The sequence below is a fragment of the Rhodococcus sp. RS1C4 genome, assembly GCF_002258225.1.
In the GTDB taxonomy this organism is placed as follows: Bacteria; Actinomycetota; Actinomycetes; order Mycobacteriales; family Mycobacteriaceae; genus Rhodococcoides; species Rhodococcoides fascians_E.
On sequence record NZ_NOXZ01000035.1, the window covers coordinates 39749 to 57608 of the forward strand.

The window sequence follows — 17860 nt, forward strand, 5'->3', positions numbered from 1 at the left end:
AATGCGCCGACCGGTTGAGACCATGCAGCGAAAGCGCGGCTCCGCGTCGGCTGATCTGAGTTCTCGCACAGGCTCAAGTTCCTCGCACAGGATGCAACGTGTGCGAGAAGCAACAACGTGTGCGAGAGATGCTCTGGCGACCACGTCTCCATTGACAGGGGGTGGCTCGAGGGCAGAGCCGGCTCGTGAAACCACCGTCGGCGAATTAGTCGTTGAGTGCGTGACACCTGGCCTGTTGGTGGAGCCCGACTGGAACCATTTCGATGGTCGCTGCGTCTAATCTGTTGATCGACGTGATCGAGGGGGTCGGGTGCGTACACGGATAGCGGCATCGATGGCTTTGTTGGGTCTGCTTGCCGGATGCGGTGGGGGTGTCGAGGGCAGTCCCGTGGCTGCTGAACGTTGGAATCCGTGCAGCATCACGCCAGAAGCAATCGCCGTAACGGGCTTGGATCCGGAATATCGCGTCGAGGGGTGGGCAAAGGGCATCGAAGTCCCGGACTGGGATAGGTGCGAGTTCATGCCTCGGGGTGGTCTTGATGCCGCGTACGCGTTGACCGTGATGTCGTCAGTTGACCACACGGTGGATGAAGCCCGCACGAAGCCTGCTAACAGCGAAGGTCGGGATCTTGAATTAGCCGGACGTGACGCGTACCTGTATGTAACCGAGTTCGGAGCGGCTATTCGGGATTGCAACATTGTCGTTGATACATCGCCGGGTGTCGTGTTGTTCACCACCCTGTATGAGAAGGCCGACGGTGTCGATGCGTGCGAGATCGTCCTTACCCACGCGCGTGACCTGGAGGCGGCTATTCCCGCCGCACATCGTTAGGAGACTTGTATGGCAGACCCAAGCGGACCGGCGACTTACTGGCAGGTACTCGCGGTGGCGGCTGAGGTGGGCGATCTGTACACGAATTCCGAAGCCGCTGAAGCGTGCTCTCGCGCGTGTGATGAATACATTCACAAGCTTCAGCAGCATCAGCGGCAGGCGCGCAGCTTGGTCAGTATCAGCGGATGGGGTGACTTCGACATGGGCCTTCAACTGCAGGACATCTTCGCCAAAAAGGCTGTAGGGGGCGAGAACAACATGGTCGACGTGTTGCAGAGTCATATCGACGTCGTCGAGGAAATGAAGGTTGTCTTCAACAAGTTCTTCACTTCGACAAATGACGTGGACGAGGCAAACGCCGGAGGCATTCAAGTCGAGGGGCCTAAGTAGCGGCAGACGGCACGGAAACGCAGCTTGGTCTCCACGCGTCGGCCGTTCTGCGTTCCCGCACACCTTCCAGTTCCTCGCACAGGATGCAACGTGTGCGAGAAGCTGCAACGTGTGCGAGAGATGATCTGTCTCGACTGTTCGGCCTCCCGTCTCCATCGACAGGGTTGCCTGGGGGAAGAACCGGTTCGTATAACAGTCGCTGGCGAGCAGATCGGGGAGGTGGAACACCTGTTTGATCGGTCGGTCGTCGCGGTGCGTGGAGTCGAACTGGAACCGTTTCGATGGACGTTGCGTCTAACCTGTTGATCGACGTGATCGAGGGGGTCGGGTGCGTATACGAATAGCGACGCTGGTGGCTTTGTTGGCCTTGCTTGCCGGATGCAGTGGGAGTGTCGAGGGCAGTCCCGTGGCTGCTGAACGTTGGAATCCGTGCAGCATCACGCCGGAAGCAATCGCCGCAACGGGCTTGGATCCGGAATATCGCGATGAGGGGTGGGGCAAGGGGATCGAGGTTCCGGATTGGGCGAGGTGTGAGTTCATGCCGCGGGGCTCGGACGCTGCCTACGCCTTAAGTGTGTTGTCTTCCGTGGACCACACAATCCTCGAAGCTCGTGCAAATCCCGGAAATTTGGAGGGTCGCGATCTAGAGATCGACGGTCGTGATGCGTACGAGTACAAGACCGAGGTCGGCTTCGCGATCAGGGACTGCCGAATCGCACTCGATGTGGCCGGCGGAGTCGTGGTGTTCGCGGCGCTTTATCAAACCGACGACGGTGTCGACCCGTGCGAAATAGTGCTCCGCCACGTACGAGATCTACTCAGCGCGGTTCCAGCAGCAGTGAAGTAGGAGTTCAAATGGCAGATCCGCGTAATTCGTCGACCTACTGGAGCGCGCTCGCCGCTGCAGCGGACAACGGGCAGCTCTACCTAAATCCGGAAGCCGCGATGGCATGTTCCACAGCGTGTGATGAATACCTGCGCAAGCTCAAACACCATCAGCGGAAAGCTACCGACCTTGCCGCCGTCAGCGGTTGGGGTGACTTCGACATGGGCCTTCAACTGCAGGACATCTTCGCCAAAAAGGCTGTAGGCGGAGAGAACAACATGGTCGACGTGTTGCAGAGTCATATCGACGTCGTCGAGGAAATGAAGGTTGTCTTCAACAAGTTCTTCACTTCGACAAGTGACGTGGACGAGGCAAACGCCGCAGGGATTCAAGTCGAGGGGCCCAGGTAGCGGGGGTGGTGGGCAGACGCCGCGACAAACTTGCCCCCCGCGTCTGCTGTTCTGCGTTCCCGCACATCCTCCAGCTCCTCGCACAGGATGCAACGTGTGCGAAAAGCTACAACGTGTGCGAGAGACGGTCTGCCCAACATCTGTCGGATCAGGGTTGAATAGAGCATTGAATGGCGTCCGCGACCGATCACCGGTGCCCTTGTCGCGGGGTTTCACCCCAGATCGAGAACGACCGCCCGGTCCTGGCACGAGTGAAAGCGATAGCGCGGCAGTGCGGGCGTGCCAGCCAGTAGATTGATCGAATGCGTCCGCTGCGGTACTCCATCAATATCTCGCTCGACGGCTGTGTCGACCACAACTTTGCACGCCCATCCGAGGATTTGCACCTGCACGCGGCGCAGAGCATCGCTCGTGCTGATGCATTGCTGTTCGGGAGGACGACGTACGAAATGATGGAATCGGCGTGGAGACGACCCTCACCCGACATGCCGGAGTGGACAGCGCCGTTTGCGCAGAGCATCAGCGAAAGCAGAAAGTACGTCGTCACGAGCACGCTGGCATCGGTGGACTGGAACGCTGAGATAGTCGACGGTGACATCGAGGAAACCGTCCGGCGACTCAAGAACGAGCCGGGTAACGGCATCTTCACCGGCGGGGTGCAACTGCCACTCGCACTCGCCGACATGGGACTGATCGACGAATACGAGTTCGTCGTTCACCCTGTTGTGGTCGGTCGAGGGCCGACCCTGTTCGCCGGGCTGGCGGAGCGCGTCGAACTCGAGCTCGTCGGGCGGGAGGAGTTCAGTCACGGCGTCGTCGCGTCGCGGTATGTCCTGGCCGATCAGTCTCTGTCGAGGTAGAACTCCGCAATTTCGGTTGCCACCGCCGCGGCTGCGCGAGCGAGGTCGGAATCGACACTCACGGCAGTCGAGTCACTCAGTGCGTCGGCGAGCGTGGCTCCGCGCAGGTCACGCGACTGCACTAGCTCCCACGCATACTCCATCACCCGAACCGACGCCGCGAAGTCCAGACCCGGCACGTTCGATCGAAGGGCGGTGGCGGCCCAGTCCGCGTCGAACGTCCCGCGGGGTGGCCCGAACACTCGCTCGCCGGACGAGTAACTCTGAGGTTCCATACCCACCGATGGTATCCGTCGGACAGTGGAACCGATTCACAACTCGTTGCGTCTGAATCTGTAGGACCGGTTTTCACACCGGAGCAGGGGAGGACGTTTCGTGAAAATTCCGTCAGATTATCCACCGGTGTTGTATGTGCCGTGCGCAGAACAAGTTTCGGACCCGTCGGATGCACGTGTGTTGATCAATGACACGCGCGACGGCAGGTCTGCGCTTCTGGTCTACTCGGCACTCGATCGTTTGCACACGTGCATGGGCAGGGACCAGCCGTGGATCGTGGTTCCGATCACCTTTCTGCCTGCGATCGAAGAAGTCGCCCACTTCGATCTGGTGCTGCTCGACGTCGTCGTGCCGGATAAGGCGCGTGCATCATGAGCATCGTCGTCGATCACGAGGAAATTCGTCTGCAGGCGGGGTACGTGCGGGACGCTGCGACGAGAGTCGACGAGGTCGCACCGTCGATTCCCGGTGCCGTCGACGGCGGTGTGGGCACCGCTGCGATACTCGGTATTCTGAGCAACTTCGTTGCCTCCGCCGGTGAGCTGGTCTCGGGACTAGCAGGCCTGAACGTGACTCTGAACGAGTGCGCCACCAGGTACGCCGAGCAGGACATCGTCGCAGCCGACGAAATCAACGTCGCGGCATGGGCGGAATAGAACATGAGCATAGACACCCACATCGACGGTGACCCGGAATCGGTTCGGCAGGTTGCTCGCTGGCTGCGTGAACAGCTAGCGCCCGTCCTGGACGATGCGGCAGACAAGGTGTTCGCCGCGCGCAACCGAATCGACGGCGCCTGGGACGGCCCTGCCTCCGACGCGGCGATGCCGAAGCTGACTCGAGCCGCCGAAGGCGCGGAGAAGATCGCTGTGGCGGCTCGTGATCACGCCCAGCAGATCGACAATTTCGCGGCCGGCTTGCAGAAAGCGCAGTCCATGATGGCGGATGCGCGCCGTAATGCCGCAGCAGCCGGCCTGACGATCAGCAGCGACGCGATCGACGATCCGCTGTCGGGGGACCTGTCTGCCGCGTACGGTCAGGCGACCAGAGCTGCCGAGGAGTCTCGCTCGGTCGAGCGTGAAGCAGCAGAAGCGCTCGTTGGAGTCTGGACCAACCCCTATGTCGATTGGTTCTTTCTGGCAACCGAAGTGGTCGACGCGGCCGCGATGTCTGTCGTCGACGTCCAGACGTGGGCGATGAAGAACAAAGCAGCTTGGCTGGATGCGGAGTCGACCAAATATTTCGACCTGGCACGCAACGCGTCCGAAGGAACCCCGTCATCGGTGATCTATCGAGACGTGGATTACGCGCGTACCACTGCGGCGCGAGCGGCAGTGCTGACCGAGGCAGCAGAAGACCTCACCAAAACCGCCGACAAACTTTCGGGGCGTATCGGCGGCGCTCTCGCTGTTGCCGGCGTCGCATGGGACATCCACAACGGGAAACCGGCCGATCAGGCAATCGTCTCCGCTGGCGCCGGCATCGCTGCTTCGGCTGCTGCCGGCGCGGTGATCGGTTCTTTCATTCCGGTCCCTGTACTCGGGACGCTGACGGGTGCAGCGGCAGGCGCAATCGCCGGAATCTACGCATCTGGTGCCGTTGATTCGATGTACGAGACAGGAATTGGAAGTGTCGATCAGGCGATTACAGGTGGCGAAGAGGCATTGGCGGAGACAGGAAGGTCGATCGGTGAACTGGCAACCGGAGCGTGGGACGCCCTCTTCTGATTCCACCGTGCAACCGTTTGTCTACAAACGGAAACCGCGAACAAAAATGATTGTGTCCAGTGCCGTGGGCTTGTCGGCTGCTGCACTTCTCGTATACGGCGCACTGTCGATTTCGTCGGGTGATGGCCGAGATGCAGCCCAATTCGCCCTGACCGCTGCGCTTTGCCTTGTCCTAGGTACTACCAGCCCGTGGTTCAACCAGAACTCGTCGAAGGTCGGACCGGCTGTACTACACCGCGTCCACGGCTCCACCATCCGGTACGAGCGGTGGGGATTGTTCTGGAGAAGCGCTCTCATCGGCGCGTTCGCGCTCTTGATGTGGCTTAGCCTGTGGTTTCTGACTCCGCTGTTCCTTACCTTCTACGGGGCCTTGGCATGGCGTTCGGTCCGCAACGGGTGGGTGGAACTGGATGCCGACGGAGTACGACACCGAGGATGGTCGTTCGACATGAGGGCATCGTGGGACTCCCTGCACACCGTACGGATAGAAGACCGCATTTCGATGACGTCACAAGGGTGGGTCACTATCACCCACCAGTGTGTATCGCTCAAACCGGACATTGTTCTTTCGGGATACAAACGAGATACCGCGTGGTTCTGGCGAATCGAGAAACGACCGATCATAACGATGGATCTCGACTGCCGGCGTTTCGACGTCCACCCAGTAGTCCTGCAGGCATGGATCGCCTTCTATCTGCAAAATCCCAAGATGCGGTTCGAGCTCGGGACCGATGCTGCGGCGCAGCGACTGGCGTCCATAACGCCGTGAACAGTGGGCGGGGCACGCCACGAGCGCGACGAGTGTCCGAGTCCTGAGGTACCTTGCGACGATGAGGTGGAACCCGTTCGATAGACGGTCGGCAGACATTCGCGCCATCGACGACACCTTGGTCGGTCTCGACGCCACGGCTGCCGCGAAACAACCTGACCTTGTGCGCGAGGCAGTGAAGGCATGGCGTGGATCGGCGGTAACGGATCCGAGTTCCCCGCGACGGGAGAAAGTTCGCAAGATCGTCGATCGAGGTCGCGGTGTCGATCACCTCGGGGCCGAGCACGCCGAGTTGCTTGCTCTCCGGTCGGCCACCCGCGGCAAGGTAGTCCACGCGGTGGTCGTACTCGCAGCCGAGATTTCGGCTTTGAGCGCGTGGACGTCGCTTGACACCGCCCACCGCATCGTCCGCATCGACTTGGTCTCGGAGGTGACTTCGGTCGCTTGGAGTGCAGGCAAGCTCGAAGCCGCATTCGTGCGGCTCGGCCCCAAACCGACAAACCACCTTGCCGACGACGCCGAAGTGCAGAAGATCTACCAAGAGCGAAGTGACGCTTTGGCGGATCGTCAGCGAACACTGATCGCCCGACTCACGGCTTTACGGTCCTACCTCGACGGGCTCGTCGAAATCGACCGAGAACTTCAGAAAGTCCGCTGGATCGAGCACCACGGCACCCCCGACGACAACGAATACGAAACCCGAGAAGGCGATGAACTGGGCTCGCTACACCTCAACGCCGCTCGGGACATGTTCGACGAGACCACCGACCGCATCGGCGCCCAACTCCGCGACGCCGTCGAGCAATTGGATCGCCGGGTCTGAGCGCTCGAATCAGACAGGTACGAACGGTTCATACTCACGAGACCGAATCCAGAGGGGAACGCCGGCGGGCAGCGAAGCGTAAACGCCCTCCGCGGCAGACCGCGTTCGATCGTGAAGAAGCGGCACGCGGGTCCTGTCCGCGATGGCGAGCAGATCCGATCGTGGTCGGCGCAGCGCTCGATCTACATGTGCGCGAACGGGTACGCTCGCCGACTTGGCGAGGTTGCAGGCAGAATCCGCTGCGACGAGATTCGCGACGCCGTCGATGGGAATTCGCGACCACGGGAGCACATGGTCTATATGTGCTCCGGGCCCGAGCTTGCTGTCGCAGTAGAAGCAGCGGTTGTCTTGGAGGTCACGCAAAGGGCCGTTCAGTGTGGTCAGTGCTTCCCGCGACGTGCCGAACAAGAACCCGTCGATCGCCTCGACGTCCAGCGAAACTTTGTTCATACCAACGACATCGGCCACCCACGCGTTCTTCACGAACGATCGGAGCAGAACTGATGTGTCGCGAAGCGCGCGGGGGACCCCGCTCCGTAGAACGACATGACCGCGTTCCACGAGGTGCGTCCTGCTCATCTTCTTGTGAAACCCGCGCGCGTCGAACACGAAATCGTCGTTCGCAAAGTCATTGTTGCGGCCGGCCGGAGTGTGAAAGTGCGTCAACGGTTGCCGAGCGACCGTGAGCTCCACGTCGCGGACAAGCGCGACGTAATGCTCGTCCTCGACTTCCCGCGCAGCCTCGGCCGTGGTGAACGCGGTCGAGGCTTTGTACCGAGCGACCAGCACCGGGATAGTCCGGCCGGAAGACTTGTTCTGACTGAGGACAATCCGTTCGTCGTACGCCCGTACCTGTGGCCAGTAATAGGCAATGATGCGGTGCGCCAATTCTTGGACAGGGACTGCGAGCGTTCCGTTATGCGCAGCTTCGTTCTCGACGCACACGTCGATCAACGCCGTGAGCGTCGCGAGCTTGTACGTCGATTCACGCCGACCGGTATCCACCAACTCGACCAAACGCTGAACGAACGCAATGGTGTCGAAGGAAGGAACCGTCATAGTGCCGAACCTACCTCGTAGTCAGCCACTTCCGTCCGCCGCGACAGCTCAACCCTGGAATGGGTAGGGCTGATTGGGCTGAGGGGCGGGGTACTGGCCCGGCTGGAACGGCTGGGTGGGGAAGTGCCCGTGCGTGCCGAACTGGTGGCCGTTGAGGTAGGCCTGGTTCTGGGCGTTCGCGCTGTCGATCAGACGCTGCTGTTCCTGACGCGCGGCGAGCTTCTTCGCTTCCTGATTCCGGTAGACCTTGATGCCGATCCACACCGCAGCCACGACAATCAGAATCCACGGATTGGCACCGATGAAACCGATGCCGAACAGCACCAGAATCGCCGTCAGAATCGGATGGCGACGAGGCCAGGACCGCTGCGGAACGACGTAGCCGACGTGAGTGGTCTGGTGGATGTTGATGGTGCCGTAGTTGGGGCTGTTATGGAACTGATTGTTCATGGGTTTCTCTTCTCGAGAGGCAGGGTGGGTCAAGTGCTGTGCACTGTGCCAGACGGGTACGACACAGTTGGTCGGTTTTGCTGTCAGGTCCGTTACAGCTGTCGGACGAAGTGGAACCGATCAAGGAAGCAGTGCGTCTAATCTGGTAGCCGTACTCGACGGAGGGGGACCGTGTGCGCAGATGGATTGTGGCCGTGATTGCGGCGTCTGCCCTGCTTGGGGGGTGTGCGAGGGAGGTCTCGCCGCAGGCGGTGGCCGAGCCGACTCGGTGGGATCCGTGCACTTTCACCCCTGAGCAGATCGGGGATACCGGCTTGGATCCGGACTTCCGAAAGGTGGGTTGGGGTCGGGACATCGTCGTGCCGGACTGGGATATTTGCTCGTTCAAACCCAGAGGTCACGATGCGCCATACTTCTTGGTTGTGAAGTCCTCGCCGAATCGCACTGTCGAGGAGGCTCGCAACGACTCTGGGAATCTCGAAGGACTCGATACCGAATTGGACGGACGAGATGCATTCCAGTACAAGACCGACGTTGCGCGCTCGATCACCGACTGCAATCTGGCTGTCGATCTCCCGTCGGGGATAGTCGTTTTCTCGGTCGATTACATGCATGTTGGTGATGGTGTGGATCCTTGCCCGATACTGCACCGTCACATCGATGATCTGAAAGTTGCGCTACCAAGCGCTTAGTGAACAGGACCAAAGATGAGCAACGACGCCGAGCCTCTGACGTATTGGCAGTCCCTCGCGGAGGCCGCCGACAACGGGCATCTGTACCTCAACCACGAAGCGGCGCGTGCATGCAGCTCGTCGTGTGACGCCTACATCGATCGACTTCGAGAGCACCAGTTCACAGCCAAACAACTCGGCGATGTCACCGGCTGGGGTGATTTCGATATGGGCAAACAGATCGCGCAGGTGTTTTCGCAGAAAGCTGTGGGAGGGGAGAACAACATGGTCGATGTTCTGCAGGGCCATATCGAGGTCGTCCGCCAGATGCAGGCGGTGTTCAAGAAGTTCTTCACCGACACCGTTGCTCGGGACGAAGAGACTGCGTCGAGCTTCGAGGGTCCGCGGTAGCTGCGGACCCTCGAACCTCAGTCGACACCTTCGTCGCCTGCACCCGCGACCAGCTTCGAGCGAAAGTGGTGTTCAGTCAGTCAGACTGACCGAACGGCCCGTTCGCTCCGGAGAAAGTGCGGTGAAAAGGTTCAGCTCAATTCGATGACGTTCAAAGCGCCGTCGGCGTGGGAGCTTCGCAGACGCTTCTTGTCGTACTTGCCGACGCTGGTCTTGGGAACTTCGTCGATGAAGGTCCAGCGTTCGGGCAACTGCCAGTGAGCAACTCGGCCATCGAGGAAGTTACGCAACTCCTCGGCCGCGACTTTTTCGCCGTCGCGTACCACGACGGCGACCAGAGGACGCTCGTCCCACTTCTGGTCGGGGACTCCGATGACCGCGGCCTCGCGCACGGCCGGATGCTCCATGACGTGGTTCTCCAGTTCCACCGACGAGATCCATTCGCCACCGGACTTGATGATGTCCTTGGATCTGTCCGTCAGCGTCAGGTAACCGCCGGGGGAGATGGTGCCGACATCGCCTGTCCGGAGCCAGCCGTCGTCGAACTTGTCGTGCGCGTCGTTGCGGTAGTAACTGCCGGTGATCCACGGCCCCCGCACCTCCAGTTCGCCGACCTGCTTGCCGTCCCAGGGTAGTTCCTTTCCGCTGTCGTCGACGAGGCGAGCGCGAACCGCAGCGATGAAACGCCCCTGCGTGCAACGGAGATCGAATTCTTCATCCGCCGACAGTCCGACATCGGGTCGTCCCGAGGTGCCGACGGGCGAGGTCTCCGTCATGCCCCACGCCTGCGTGATGTGAATCCCGTACTTCTCGTGGAAGGCGCGCATCAGCGAAGGCGGGCAGGCACTTCCGCCGACGAGGACATCTCGCAGGCTCGACAGGTCGGCCGGATGCTCGTCGAGATGAACAAGCAGTGCCTGCCAGATCGTCGGGACGGCAGCAGCAGCCGTCGGACGCAACGTCGACATCATCTCGGCAAGGGGAGCGGGCTGCAGAAACCTGTCCGGCATGATCAACGACGCCCCGACCATCAATGCGGCGTACGGCAACCCCCACGACATCGCGTGGAACATCGGCACGATCGCCAGCACCTTGTCCGACTGAGCGAGGCCCATCGCGTCGGACATGCACGCCTGCATGGAATGCAGCCAGATGGAACGGTGCGAATACACCACCCCCTTCGGATCACCGGTGGTTCCGGACGTGTAACACATTGCCGCAGCCGATCGTTCGTCGAGCTCCGGCCAGTCGAACTCCTCCGGGCGGCCTTCGAGGAGGGGCTCGTAGGCGAGCACTTCGATCCCGTCGGGTGCGTCGACATCAGCAGGATCGACGCCGACGACGACGAGGTGACGCACCGTCGGCATCGTCGGAAGCAAAGGCGTCAGAAGCGGCAGGAGGCTGGCGTCGGCGATGATCACCTGGTCCTCGGCGTGGTTCACGATGTAGGTGAGCTGCTCGGGGAAGAGACGAATGTTCAGCGTGTGCAGCACCGCGCCCATCGCGGGAACGGCCATGTACGCCTCCATGTGAGGCGCGTTGTTCCACATGAACGTGGCGACCCTCTGGTCGTCGTCGATCCCGATCGACCGGAGCCCATGAGCGAGCTGCGCCGCCCGCTTGCCCAGATGCTCGAACGTGACGGTCGACGGACCGTGCTCGCTCCAGGTCGTGACCTCCGCTGCCGGGTGAATCGACGTCCCGAACCGAACGAGCTGGCCGATCGACAACGGGGTGTCCTGCATGGTGCTCTTCATGAACGTTCCACTCCCAATCATTCCGTGCGCTGTGTGCTGCGCGTCACACTTGCACAATACGGACTACCGCCCAGTGCGCCCGCAGAATCGGCAGGGACTCGAGCCGGCAGCAACGAACCGATCAGCGCGTACGTTGGCATCCATGACCGCTTCGTTCCTCGCGCTCGGTGACCAGCCGTTCGTCTCGCTCACCACGTTCCGCAGATCCGGCGAGCCGGTCTCGACGCCGGTGTGGATCGGCCGCGACGGGGACGAACTGATCGTGCTCACCCCGACCGACAGCGGCAAGGTCAAACGAATCAGGAACTCGGGACGCGTCGAACTGCGCCCGTGCAACCGGCGAGGAAAGGTGCCCGACGACGCCGTCGCGCACACCGGTACCGCGCGCATCGTCACCGACGAGTCCGCGCGCCGTGCGACCGAGTTGATTCGACAGAAGTACGGCGTCGAATTTCGGATCGTGATGCTGATCGAGCGGGTGGTCGCGCGTGGACGCAAGCCCCGGGTGATTCTTGCCATCGACGGCGGGTGAATTCTCACCGAACTCGTCGCGCACGGGACTGGTTTCGAGACACCATCTCCAGCATGACGATCTTCGATACCGACGTCCTGGTGGTGGGAGCCGGCCCAGTCGGGCTGGTTCTCGCCGTCGACCTCGCTCGCCGCGGCACACGAGTGCGCGTCGTCGACCGGCGCACCGAACCCACCGATGAATCCCGCGCCGTCGTCGTACATTCTCGAAGCCTGGAAATGATGGATGCACTGGGCGTCGTCGACGACATCGTGGCATCGGGACGCACGACAGTGGGAGTGCATTTCCACGCCGACGGAAAGTTGTTGGCGCAGATTCCGCTGGACACCGTCGACAGCGCCTACCCGTTCACGGTGACCACGGCACAGACGGAAACCGAAGCCGTCCTGACGAGGCGGCTGCTCGACCTGGGGGTAGAGATCCAGCGCGGGGAAGAGCTGACCGACTTCGTCCAGGACGACAACGGGGTGCGGGCAACTGTCGGAAGCGACACCGTGACGTGCCGATACCTCGTTGGATGTGACGGGGCGTCGAGCACCGTTCGTCATCACCTCGGCCTGAAGCTGCAAGGCTCGTTCGTGGGCGAGCGCTTCCTGATGGGCGACGTCGACGCCACCTACCCGTTCGACACGAGCGCGATGCACATCTTCGCGTCCGCCGGGTCGGGCCCGGCGATGCTGTTTCCGATGGTCGGCGACCGCGTCCGCGTCATCGCAGCGATCGACGCATCCGAATCCGGGCGGGCGCCGTCGTTGGATTGGTTGCAGCGCCTGTGCACTCAGCGAGGGCTCGGCGTGCACCTGCGCTCGCCCCGGTGGCTGACGACGTTCGAGATCCATCACGCGCAGGTGCCGAGGTACCGGACCGGCAGGGTCTTCCTCGCCGGCGACGCCGCCCACGTGCACAGTCCCGCGGGCGGGCAGGGCATGAACACCGGGATGCAGGACGCATTCAACCTCGGCTGGAAACTCGCAGCGGCGACGAGAGGGAACGCGTCGGAACTGCTTCTCGACAGCTACCACGACGAGCGGCATCCCGTCGCCGCCCACGTCATCGCCGAGACGACGACCTTGACCACCGCTGCCACCGTCGAATCCAAAGTCGTTCGGACCGTGCGCAACAAGGTGCTGCGTGTCGTGGCGGGAACCAAGTTCGCACAGCACCGGATCGCCGACGAGATGGAGGAATTCACCGTCGCCTACCACGGCAGCCCGATCGTCCGGCAAGGCGTGCACGGACATGTGGCACCTGGCGACGCGGCGCCGTCGGTCGCCGGAACCGAGTTGTGGCACAGCCTCGCTCGGGCACATCGGGAGCATCCGAACGACCATCTGCTGGTCGCCGGCACCCCCTCGATGTCGGTGCCCGGCACGACTCCCGTCGTCGTCGACGATCCCGAGCGCAAGATCGCGCAGCGGTACGGGCTCAAAACACCCGACGGTGTCGTTCTCGTGCGGCCCGACGGCTACGTCGGCGCCATCTCGCCTCTCGGCGACCGTGCGCCGATCGACGCCGCGCTGGCCCTGCTCTGAACAGCGGACGACTGCCTCAGAGATCCCTCAATCTCGGCCGGTACGGTGACGCCCGGTAGCGTCGGGCGGAGATCGGGAGTTCGTTGAGAAAGAAGTTGTGGCGCGTGGCGGTCGGCCTCGTCGTCGGCGTGCTCGCCGTTGTCCTCGCGTCTGCGGCATGGGTGGCGACCGTGTCCTTCGGGCGGGTGCACGACGCCGCCGACGCACCCGCCGCGCCGGTGGTCATCGTCCTCGGATCCCAGGTGCGCGACGGCAAGCCGATGAAGTACCTGGAAGGTCGGCTCGACGCTGCTGTGTCGCTGTTCGAGTCCGGTCGAGCCCGCGCGGTTCTGGTCTCCGGTGATGCGAACGGTCGGTCCGGCAACGAAATCGCTGCCATGACCGAATATCTCGTCGACGCCGGAATCCCGTCCGACAGGATTGTCGGCGACGACTACGGCCTCGACACCTACGACACTTGCTGGCGCGCCGCGACGACCTTCGGGGTCGAGAAGGCACTCGTCGTCAGTCAAGGCTTGCACGTGTCCAGAGCTGTCGCGCTGTGCCGGGACGCAGGCATCGACGTCGACGGGGTGGACGCAGAATGCGAATGCAACCGACTCGCGGTGCTACGCAACTTCGGTCGCGAGTGGCTCGCACGGCCCAAAGCCGTGCTGGACCTACTGTCCGGACGCGAGCCTGCCGTCGTGAGCCCCGCCACCGACGAATTGACGGTCACGACGCGTTGACGACAAAATCTCCCCGCGCCCGAGAGTGATGGTGACATCCGCGCGATCCGCATCGCCGGCGTCGTGAGTGGCCATGACCACCACGGCGCCGCGGGCCGCCTCGTCGTCGACGACGCTGTTGATGATCTCGCGGGCCTCCGCGTCGAGACCCGTCGTCGGCTCGTCCAGAAGAACCAGATCTCCATGCTCGACGAGCGCCTGCGCCAGCAGCGCCCGCTGACGCTGCCCACCGGACAACTCCGCCAACCGTCGCGACCGGAGATCGGTCAGTTTCAATCGATCGATGGCCTCGTCGACGGCACGGCGATCCGCGGCACTGGCCCGACCGAGGATTCCGCGACGTGGCCACGTCCCCATCGCAACGACCTCGCCGACGGTGACAGCCATCCGATCGTTGACGTCACTGCGCTGCGGAACGTAACTGATACGTCGGTGTCGAATGTCGACCGCACCCGACGCGGGCTCGACGATGCCTGCAAGAGATTGCAACACGGTCGATTTGCCGGAACCGTTGTGACCGACGAGAGCGGTGACGGTGCCCGGCTCGAACGACGCACTGACGTCGTGGAGGGCAACGGTGTTGCCGTACCGGACGGTCAGGGATCGAACAGACACGGATTCGCTCACGACAACCATTATCGCATAGGGTTCCAGGCCGTGGACTGGCTACTCGACCCCTTCGCTGTCTCGTTCGTGCAGCGCGCCCTCTGGGCAGGCATGCTCGTATCGATACTGTGCGCGCTCGTCGGAACATGGGTCGTGTTGCGCGGCATGGCATTCCTGAGCGATGCCGTGTCGCACGGAATGCTGCCCGGCGTCGCGATCGCGTACCTCCTCAGCGCGAACCTGCTCATCGGAGCGGCAGTGAGTGCCGTCGTCATGATCGGCGGCGTCGCCTGGGTCTCCCGCAACTCCCGACTGTCCGAGGACACCGGAATCGGACTGCTCTTCGTCGGCATGCTCGCACTCGGCGTGGTGATCGTCTCCCGCGCGAGATCCTTCGCCGTCGACCTGACATCCTTCCTCTTCGGCGACGTCCTCTCCGCCACCTACGCGGACCTGGTGTTCCTCGTCATCGCAGCCGCCGTCGCACTCGTCGTCTCCGTCGTCGCCTACCGCCCCTTCGTCGCCATGGTCTTCGACGAACGCAAAGCCCACACCTTCGGATTCCGGCCCCGCCTCGCACACGTCGTACTCCTGGCCCTGGTCGTCCTGGCCGTCGTCGCATCCTTCCGAATCGTCGGAACACTCCTCGTCTTCGGCCTACTCGTCGCACCCTCCGCCACGGCCTACCTCTTCGGGCGATCCATCGTGCAGTCGATGATCATCGCCACCCTCCTCGGCTGGTCCGCCACCATCACCGGGCTCCTCGTCTCCTGGCACGCCAACACCGCCGCCGGCGCCACCATCGCCGGCCTGGCCGTACTCCAATTCTTCCTCGTCGCCATGGGCAAATCCGCACTCTCGCGCACCCGTCCCTCGGAAATCCCGAACGTGTCCGAGGGCGCACTTTCGCGGACCGAATGAACCGTTCGATCACTCAGAGTGACTGAACGCCACGTTCGCTCGGACCGGGGGTGCGAAACGGGGCGCTATGGGGTCGGCTTGGGGAATGGTTTAACATAAACGACAATCGTTATCATTTCTGCCCGCGAGGAGTTCTGTGTTCGCCCGTAAAACCGTTCTGACCATTGGCATTGTTGCTCTGACTGCTGCGGGGTGCGGTAGCAGCGATGATGCTGCACCTGTTGTGGAGGAAACCGGCACTGCTCGGGCGGGTAGTGACCTGGCTGCGGAGGCTGGGTCGACCGAGGTCGAGGGTCCGGAGCCTCGGCTCGTTGTCGCCGACGCCGACTCCGGGCGCATCGAGGTTCTCGATCTCGCCACCGAGGAGTCCGTTCACACGTTCGATGTCGGAAACGCGTCGAGCATCACGACCATCAACGGTCGCTATGCCGTCGCGACCGACGACGAGCATGCGCATCTGCTCGATCCCGGCTCGTGGACGATCGACCACGGTGACCACACGCATTCGTATATCAAGGATCCCGTCGACATCGGCTCGCTCGACGGCGCCGAGCCCGCGCATGTCATCGCCGGTGACCGGAAGGTGTCGGTGTTCTTCGACGGCGCCGGGCGTGCGGATGTCGTCGACTTCGATTCGTTGAGCAAGGCCGAGTCGACGGTTGCGACGACGATCGAGTCCAACGCTCATCACGGCATCGCGGTTCCGCTGTCCGATCACTTCGTGGTCTCCACCGGTGGGACGGAGGAGGACCTGCCGACGGGTCTCGAATTGCGTGACAGCTCGGGTGACGTCGTCCGTCCGCTGGACGCTGCGTGCCCGGAGATGCACGGGGAAGCGGTGTTCTCCAACTACTTCGTCGTCGCCTGCGAGGACGGTGTGCTGAAGGTGGATGCATCGGCGGACTTCGCGACGACGAAGTTCCCGTACCCGACGCCCGACGCTCGGGCATGGTCGTTCGCTCATGGTTCGCGGGGGGCACTCGTTGCCGCACCGACGGAGACCGGGGTGCTCGTACTCGACACGAGGTCAGGGGAGTGGGTGCAGGCCAGGACCGCCGACGAGGCGCTGTCGGCGGGAGTGTCCAGCGACGGCAAGACCGTGTTCTCCGTGCAGGCGGACGGTACGTTCCGTGTGTTCGACGCGGTGACCGGCGCCGAAACGTCGTCCACGCCCGTGGTTCGACCGACGGCCGACGACGGCGACGCACCCGAACTTCAGGTCGGCGGTACCCGCGCCTACGTCTCCGATCCCGTGGCCAGGACAGTCACCGAAATCGACTACCGCGACGGCGGTCGCGTCGCGCGAACCTTCGACTTCGACTTCACGCCCGCATCGATCGGTGTGATCGGCGCATGAAAAAGCTTCTGCTGGCGGTCCTCCCGGCCGCGCTGATTCTGGCGGGCTGCTCGGGTGCGGACTCGTCGGGCACACCGACGATCGTGGTGACCACCAACATTCTGGGCGACATCACCTCCAGCATCGTCGGAGACCAGGCCGACGTGCTGGTACTCATGCCGCCCAACTCGGATCCGCATTCGTTCGAGATCTCCGCAGCGGAGGCTGCGCGGGTGGAATCGGCGGATCTGCTGATCGCCAACGGGCTCGGGCTGGAGGAAGGCGTCGCCAAGACGATCGACGCAGCACGGGCGAACGGCACCGACATTCTCGAGGTCGGCCCCGGCGTCGACCCCATCGACTACGTCTCCGGGCAGTCGTCGGGCGCCGCGGATCCCCACATCTGGACGGATCCGGAGCGTATGCGCACGGCTGTCGGGCTGATCAAGGATGCGGTGACCGAGTCGCTGGACGGTGTGGACGTCGAGGCTGCCGCACAGGACTACGACGCCCAGCTCGTCGAGTTGGACGGGCGCATGCAGGAGCGGTTCGCGCCGATCGTCAATCGCAAGTTGGTGACGAACCACCACGTGTTCGGTTATCTCGCAGACCGTTACGACTTCGAGGTCATCGGTGCAGTCATCCCGAGCGGCACGACGCTGGCGTCTCCGAGTGCGTCCGATCTGTCGGATCTCGCGGGTACCGTGCGCGACGCGGGCGTGCCCACCATCTTCGTCGATTCGTCCCAGCCCGACAGGCTGGCGCAGGTCATGGCGTCGGAAGCAGGAGTCGACGTCGACGTCGTGAAGCTGTTCACCGAGTCGCTGGGGGACGAGAACTCGGATGCACCGACGTATCTCGACATGATGGACTTCAACTCGACCGCCATCGCTGCGGGACTGCGCTGACCCACGCCTGCGTGTGCGTGCCACGGTGCGCACACG

At 62.8% G+C, this 17860-nt stretch carries 23 protein-coding genes; 18 read left to right on the forward strand and 5 right to left on the reverse strand.

Features of this window, described 5'->3' with window-relative positions:
- Positions 1-334 precede the first annotated feature (334 nt).
- The 5 genes from CH289_RS28795 (at position 335) to CH289_RS18200 (ending at position 3318) form a co-directional block, all read left to right on the forward strand.
- Positions 335-832, forward strand: a complete 498-nt coding sequence (locus CH289_RS28795; RefSeq protein ID WP_143545114.1) for a DUF3558 family protein — start codon at positions 335-337, stop codon at positions 830-832.
- A gap of 9 nt (positions 833-841) precedes the next feature.
- Entirely contained in the window at positions 842-1222 is a 381-nt protein-coding gene (locus CH289_RS18185) for a hypothetical protein (RefSeq protein ID WP_094728326.1), read from the forward strand.
- A 406-nt stretch (positions 1223-1628) separates the two neighbouring features.
- Positions 1629-2069 (forward strand): DUF3558 domain-containing protein, encoded by a 441-nt coding sequence (locus tag CH289_RS18190; protein ID WP_256977325.1) that lies wholly within the window; start codon positions 1629-1631, stop codon positions 2067-2069.
- A gap of 8 nt (positions 2070-2077) precedes the next feature.
- Positions 2078-2458, forward strand: coding sequence for a hypothetical protein (locus CH289_RS18195; RefSeq protein WP_094728327.1), 381 nt, complete (start codon positions 2078-2080; stop codon positions 2456-2458).
- 302 nt (positions 2459-2760) lie between these two features.
- Entirely contained in the window at positions 2761-3318 is a 558-nt protein-coding gene (locus CH289_RS18200) for a dihydrofolate reductase family protein (RefSeq protein ID WP_094728328.1), read from the forward strand.
- On the opposite strand, the gene CH289_RS18205 is transcribed toward CH289_RS18200, so the two are convergent.
- Positions 3300-3593 carry a hypothetical protein gene (locus tag CH289_RS18205; protein WP_037138797.1) on the reverse strand — a complete coding sequence of 98 codons (294 nt, stop codon included), beginning with the start codon at positions 3591-3593 and terminating at the stop codon, positions 3300-3302. The two genes, CH289_RS18200 and CH289_RS18205, sit on opposite strands and share 19 nt — an antisense overlap.
- A gap of 178 nt (positions 3594-3771) precedes the next feature.
- Here CH289_RS18205 and CH289_RS18210 point away from each other — a divergent pair, with 178 nt between their 5' ends.
- The 5 genes from CH289_RS18210 to CH289_RS18230 all read left to right on the forward strand — a co-directional run bounded on the left by CH289_RS18210 (position 3772) and on the right by CH289_RS18230 (position 6913).
- On the forward strand, positions 3772-3969 hold the full coding sequence (locus tag CH289_RS18210; RefSeq protein WP_020112965.1) for an SAV_915 family protein: 198 nt from the start codon (positions 3772-3774) through the stop codon (positions 3967-3969).
- Complete coding sequence (locus CH289_RS18215) at positions 3966-4250, forward strand: hypothetical protein (RefSeq protein ID WP_020112966.1); 285 nt, start codon at positions 3966-3968, stop codon at positions 4248-4250. Before CH289_RS18210 ends, CH289_RS18215 begins: the two co-directional genes overlap by 4 nt.
- Before the next feature lie 3 nt (positions 4251-4253).
- Positions 4254-5321 (forward strand): hypothetical protein, encoded by a 1068-nt coding sequence (locus tag CH289_RS18220; protein ID WP_094728329.1) that lies wholly within the window; start codon positions 4254-4256, stop codon positions 5319-5321.
- Positions 5284-6090 (forward strand): hypothetical protein, encoded by an 807-nt coding sequence (locus CH289_RS18225; protein ID WP_256977328.1) that lies wholly within the window; start codon positions 5284-5286, stop codon positions 6088-6090. Before CH289_RS18220 ends, CH289_RS18225 begins: the two co-directional genes overlap by 38 nt.
- A 61-nt stretch (positions 6091-6151) precedes the next feature.
- The gene (locus tag CH289_RS18230) at positions 6152-6913 is read left to right on the forward strand and encodes a hypothetical protein (protein ID WP_094654730.1); all 762 of its coding nucleotides are present in this window, start codon (positions 6152-6154) and stop codon (positions 6911-6913) included.
- Between the two features lie 9 nt (positions 6914-6922).
- On the opposite strand, the gene CH289_RS18235 is transcribed toward CH289_RS18230, so the two are convergent.
- Positions 6923-7972: an HNH endonuclease gene (locus CH289_RS18235; protein ID WP_094728330.1), complete on the reverse strand. Its 1050-nt coding sequence runs from the start codon at positions 7970-7972 to the stop codon at positions 6923-6925.
- Between the two features lie 48 nt (positions 7973-8020).
- Positions 8021-8422: a hypothetical protein gene (locus tag CH289_RS18240; RefSeq protein ID WP_037105215.1), complete on the reverse strand. Its 402-nt coding sequence runs from the start codon at positions 8420-8422 to the stop codon at positions 8021-8023.
- A gap of 251 nt (positions 8423-8673) precedes the next feature.
- On the opposite strand from CH289_RS18240, the gene CH289_RS18245 reads away from it, so the two are divergent.
- Complete coding sequence (locus tag CH289_RS18245; RefSeq protein ID WP_094728359.1) at positions 8674-9114, forward strand: DUF3558 family protein; 441 nt, start codon at positions 8674-8676, stop codon at positions 9112-9114.
- 15 nt (positions 9115-9129) lie between these two features.
- Positions 9130-9504 carry a hypothetical protein gene (locus tag CH289_RS18250; protein WP_094728331.1) on the forward strand — a complete coding sequence of 125 codons (375 nt, stop codon included), beginning with the start codon at positions 9130-9132 and terminating at the stop codon, positions 9502-9504.
- Between the two features lie 131 nt (positions 9505-9635).
- Here the strand turns inward: CH289_RS18250 and CH289_RS18255 are convergent, their stop codons facing one another.
- Positions 9636-11261 carry a long-chain fatty acid--CoA ligase gene (locus CH289_RS18255; RefSeq protein ID WP_094728332.1) on the reverse strand — a complete coding sequence of 542 codons (1626 nt, stop codon included), beginning with the start codon at positions 11259-11261 and terminating at the stop codon, positions 9636-9638.
- 142 nt (positions 11262-11403) lie between these two features.
- Here CH289_RS18255 and CH289_RS18260 point away from each other — a divergent pair, with 142 nt between their 5' ends.
- From CH289_RS18260 to CH289_RS18270, 3 genes are all read left to right on the forward strand, one after another.
- Positions 11404-11793 (forward strand): PPOX class F420-dependent oxidoreductase, encoded by a 390-nt coding sequence (locus CH289_RS18260; protein ID WP_094728333.1) that lies wholly within the window; start codon positions 11404-11406, stop codon positions 11791-11793.
- Between the two features lie 53 nt (positions 11794-11846).
- Positions 11847-13325 carry an FAD-dependent oxidoreductase gene (locus tag CH289_RS18265; protein ID WP_256977329.1) on the forward strand — a complete coding sequence of 493 codons (1479 nt, stop codon included), beginning with the start codon at positions 11847-11849 and terminating at the stop codon, positions 13323-13325.
- Positions 13326-13429: 104 nt separating this feature from the next.
- The gene (locus CH289_RS18270) at positions 13430-14053 is read left to right on the forward strand and encodes a SanA/YdcF family protein (RefSeq protein WP_037159918.1); all 624 of its coding nucleotides are present in this window, start codon (positions 13430-13432) and stop codon (positions 14051-14053) included.
- Here CH289_RS18270 and aztA read toward each other — a convergent pair.
- Positions 13985-14689: a zinc ABC transporter ATP-binding protein AztA gene (gene aztA / locus CH289_RS18275; RefSeq protein ID WP_019666732.1), complete on the reverse strand. Its 705-nt coding sequence runs from the start codon at positions 14687-14689 to the stop codon at positions 13985-13987. The genes CH289_RS18270 and aztA overlap by 69 nt on opposite strands.
- A 21-nt stretch (positions 14690-14710) precedes the next feature.
- Here aztA and aztB point away from each other — a divergent pair, with 21 nt between their 5' ends.
- The 3 genes from aztB (at position 14711) to aztC (ending at position 17824) form a co-directional block, all read left to right on the forward strand.
- Positions 14711-15580 carry a zinc ABC transporter permease AztB gene (aztB, locus tag CH289_RS18280; protein WP_020112979.1) on the forward strand — a complete coding sequence of 290 codons (870 nt, stop codon included), beginning with the start codon at positions 14711-14713 and terminating at the stop codon, positions 15578-15580.
- Positions 15581-15716: 136 nt separating this feature from the next.
- Complete coding sequence (locus CH289_RS18285; RefSeq protein WP_256977331.1) at positions 15717-16937, forward strand: PQQ-binding-like beta-propeller repeat protein; 1221 nt, start codon at positions 15717-15719, stop codon at positions 16935-16937.
- Entirely contained in the window at positions 16934-17824 is an 891-nt protein-coding gene (gene aztC, locus CH289_RS18290; protein ID WP_020112981.1) for a zinc ABC transporter substrate-binding protein AztC, read from the forward strand. The genes CH289_RS18285 and aztC overlap by 4 nt, the downstream gene beginning before the upstream one ends.
- The last annotated feature ends 36 nt before the right edge of the window (positions 17825-17860 follow it).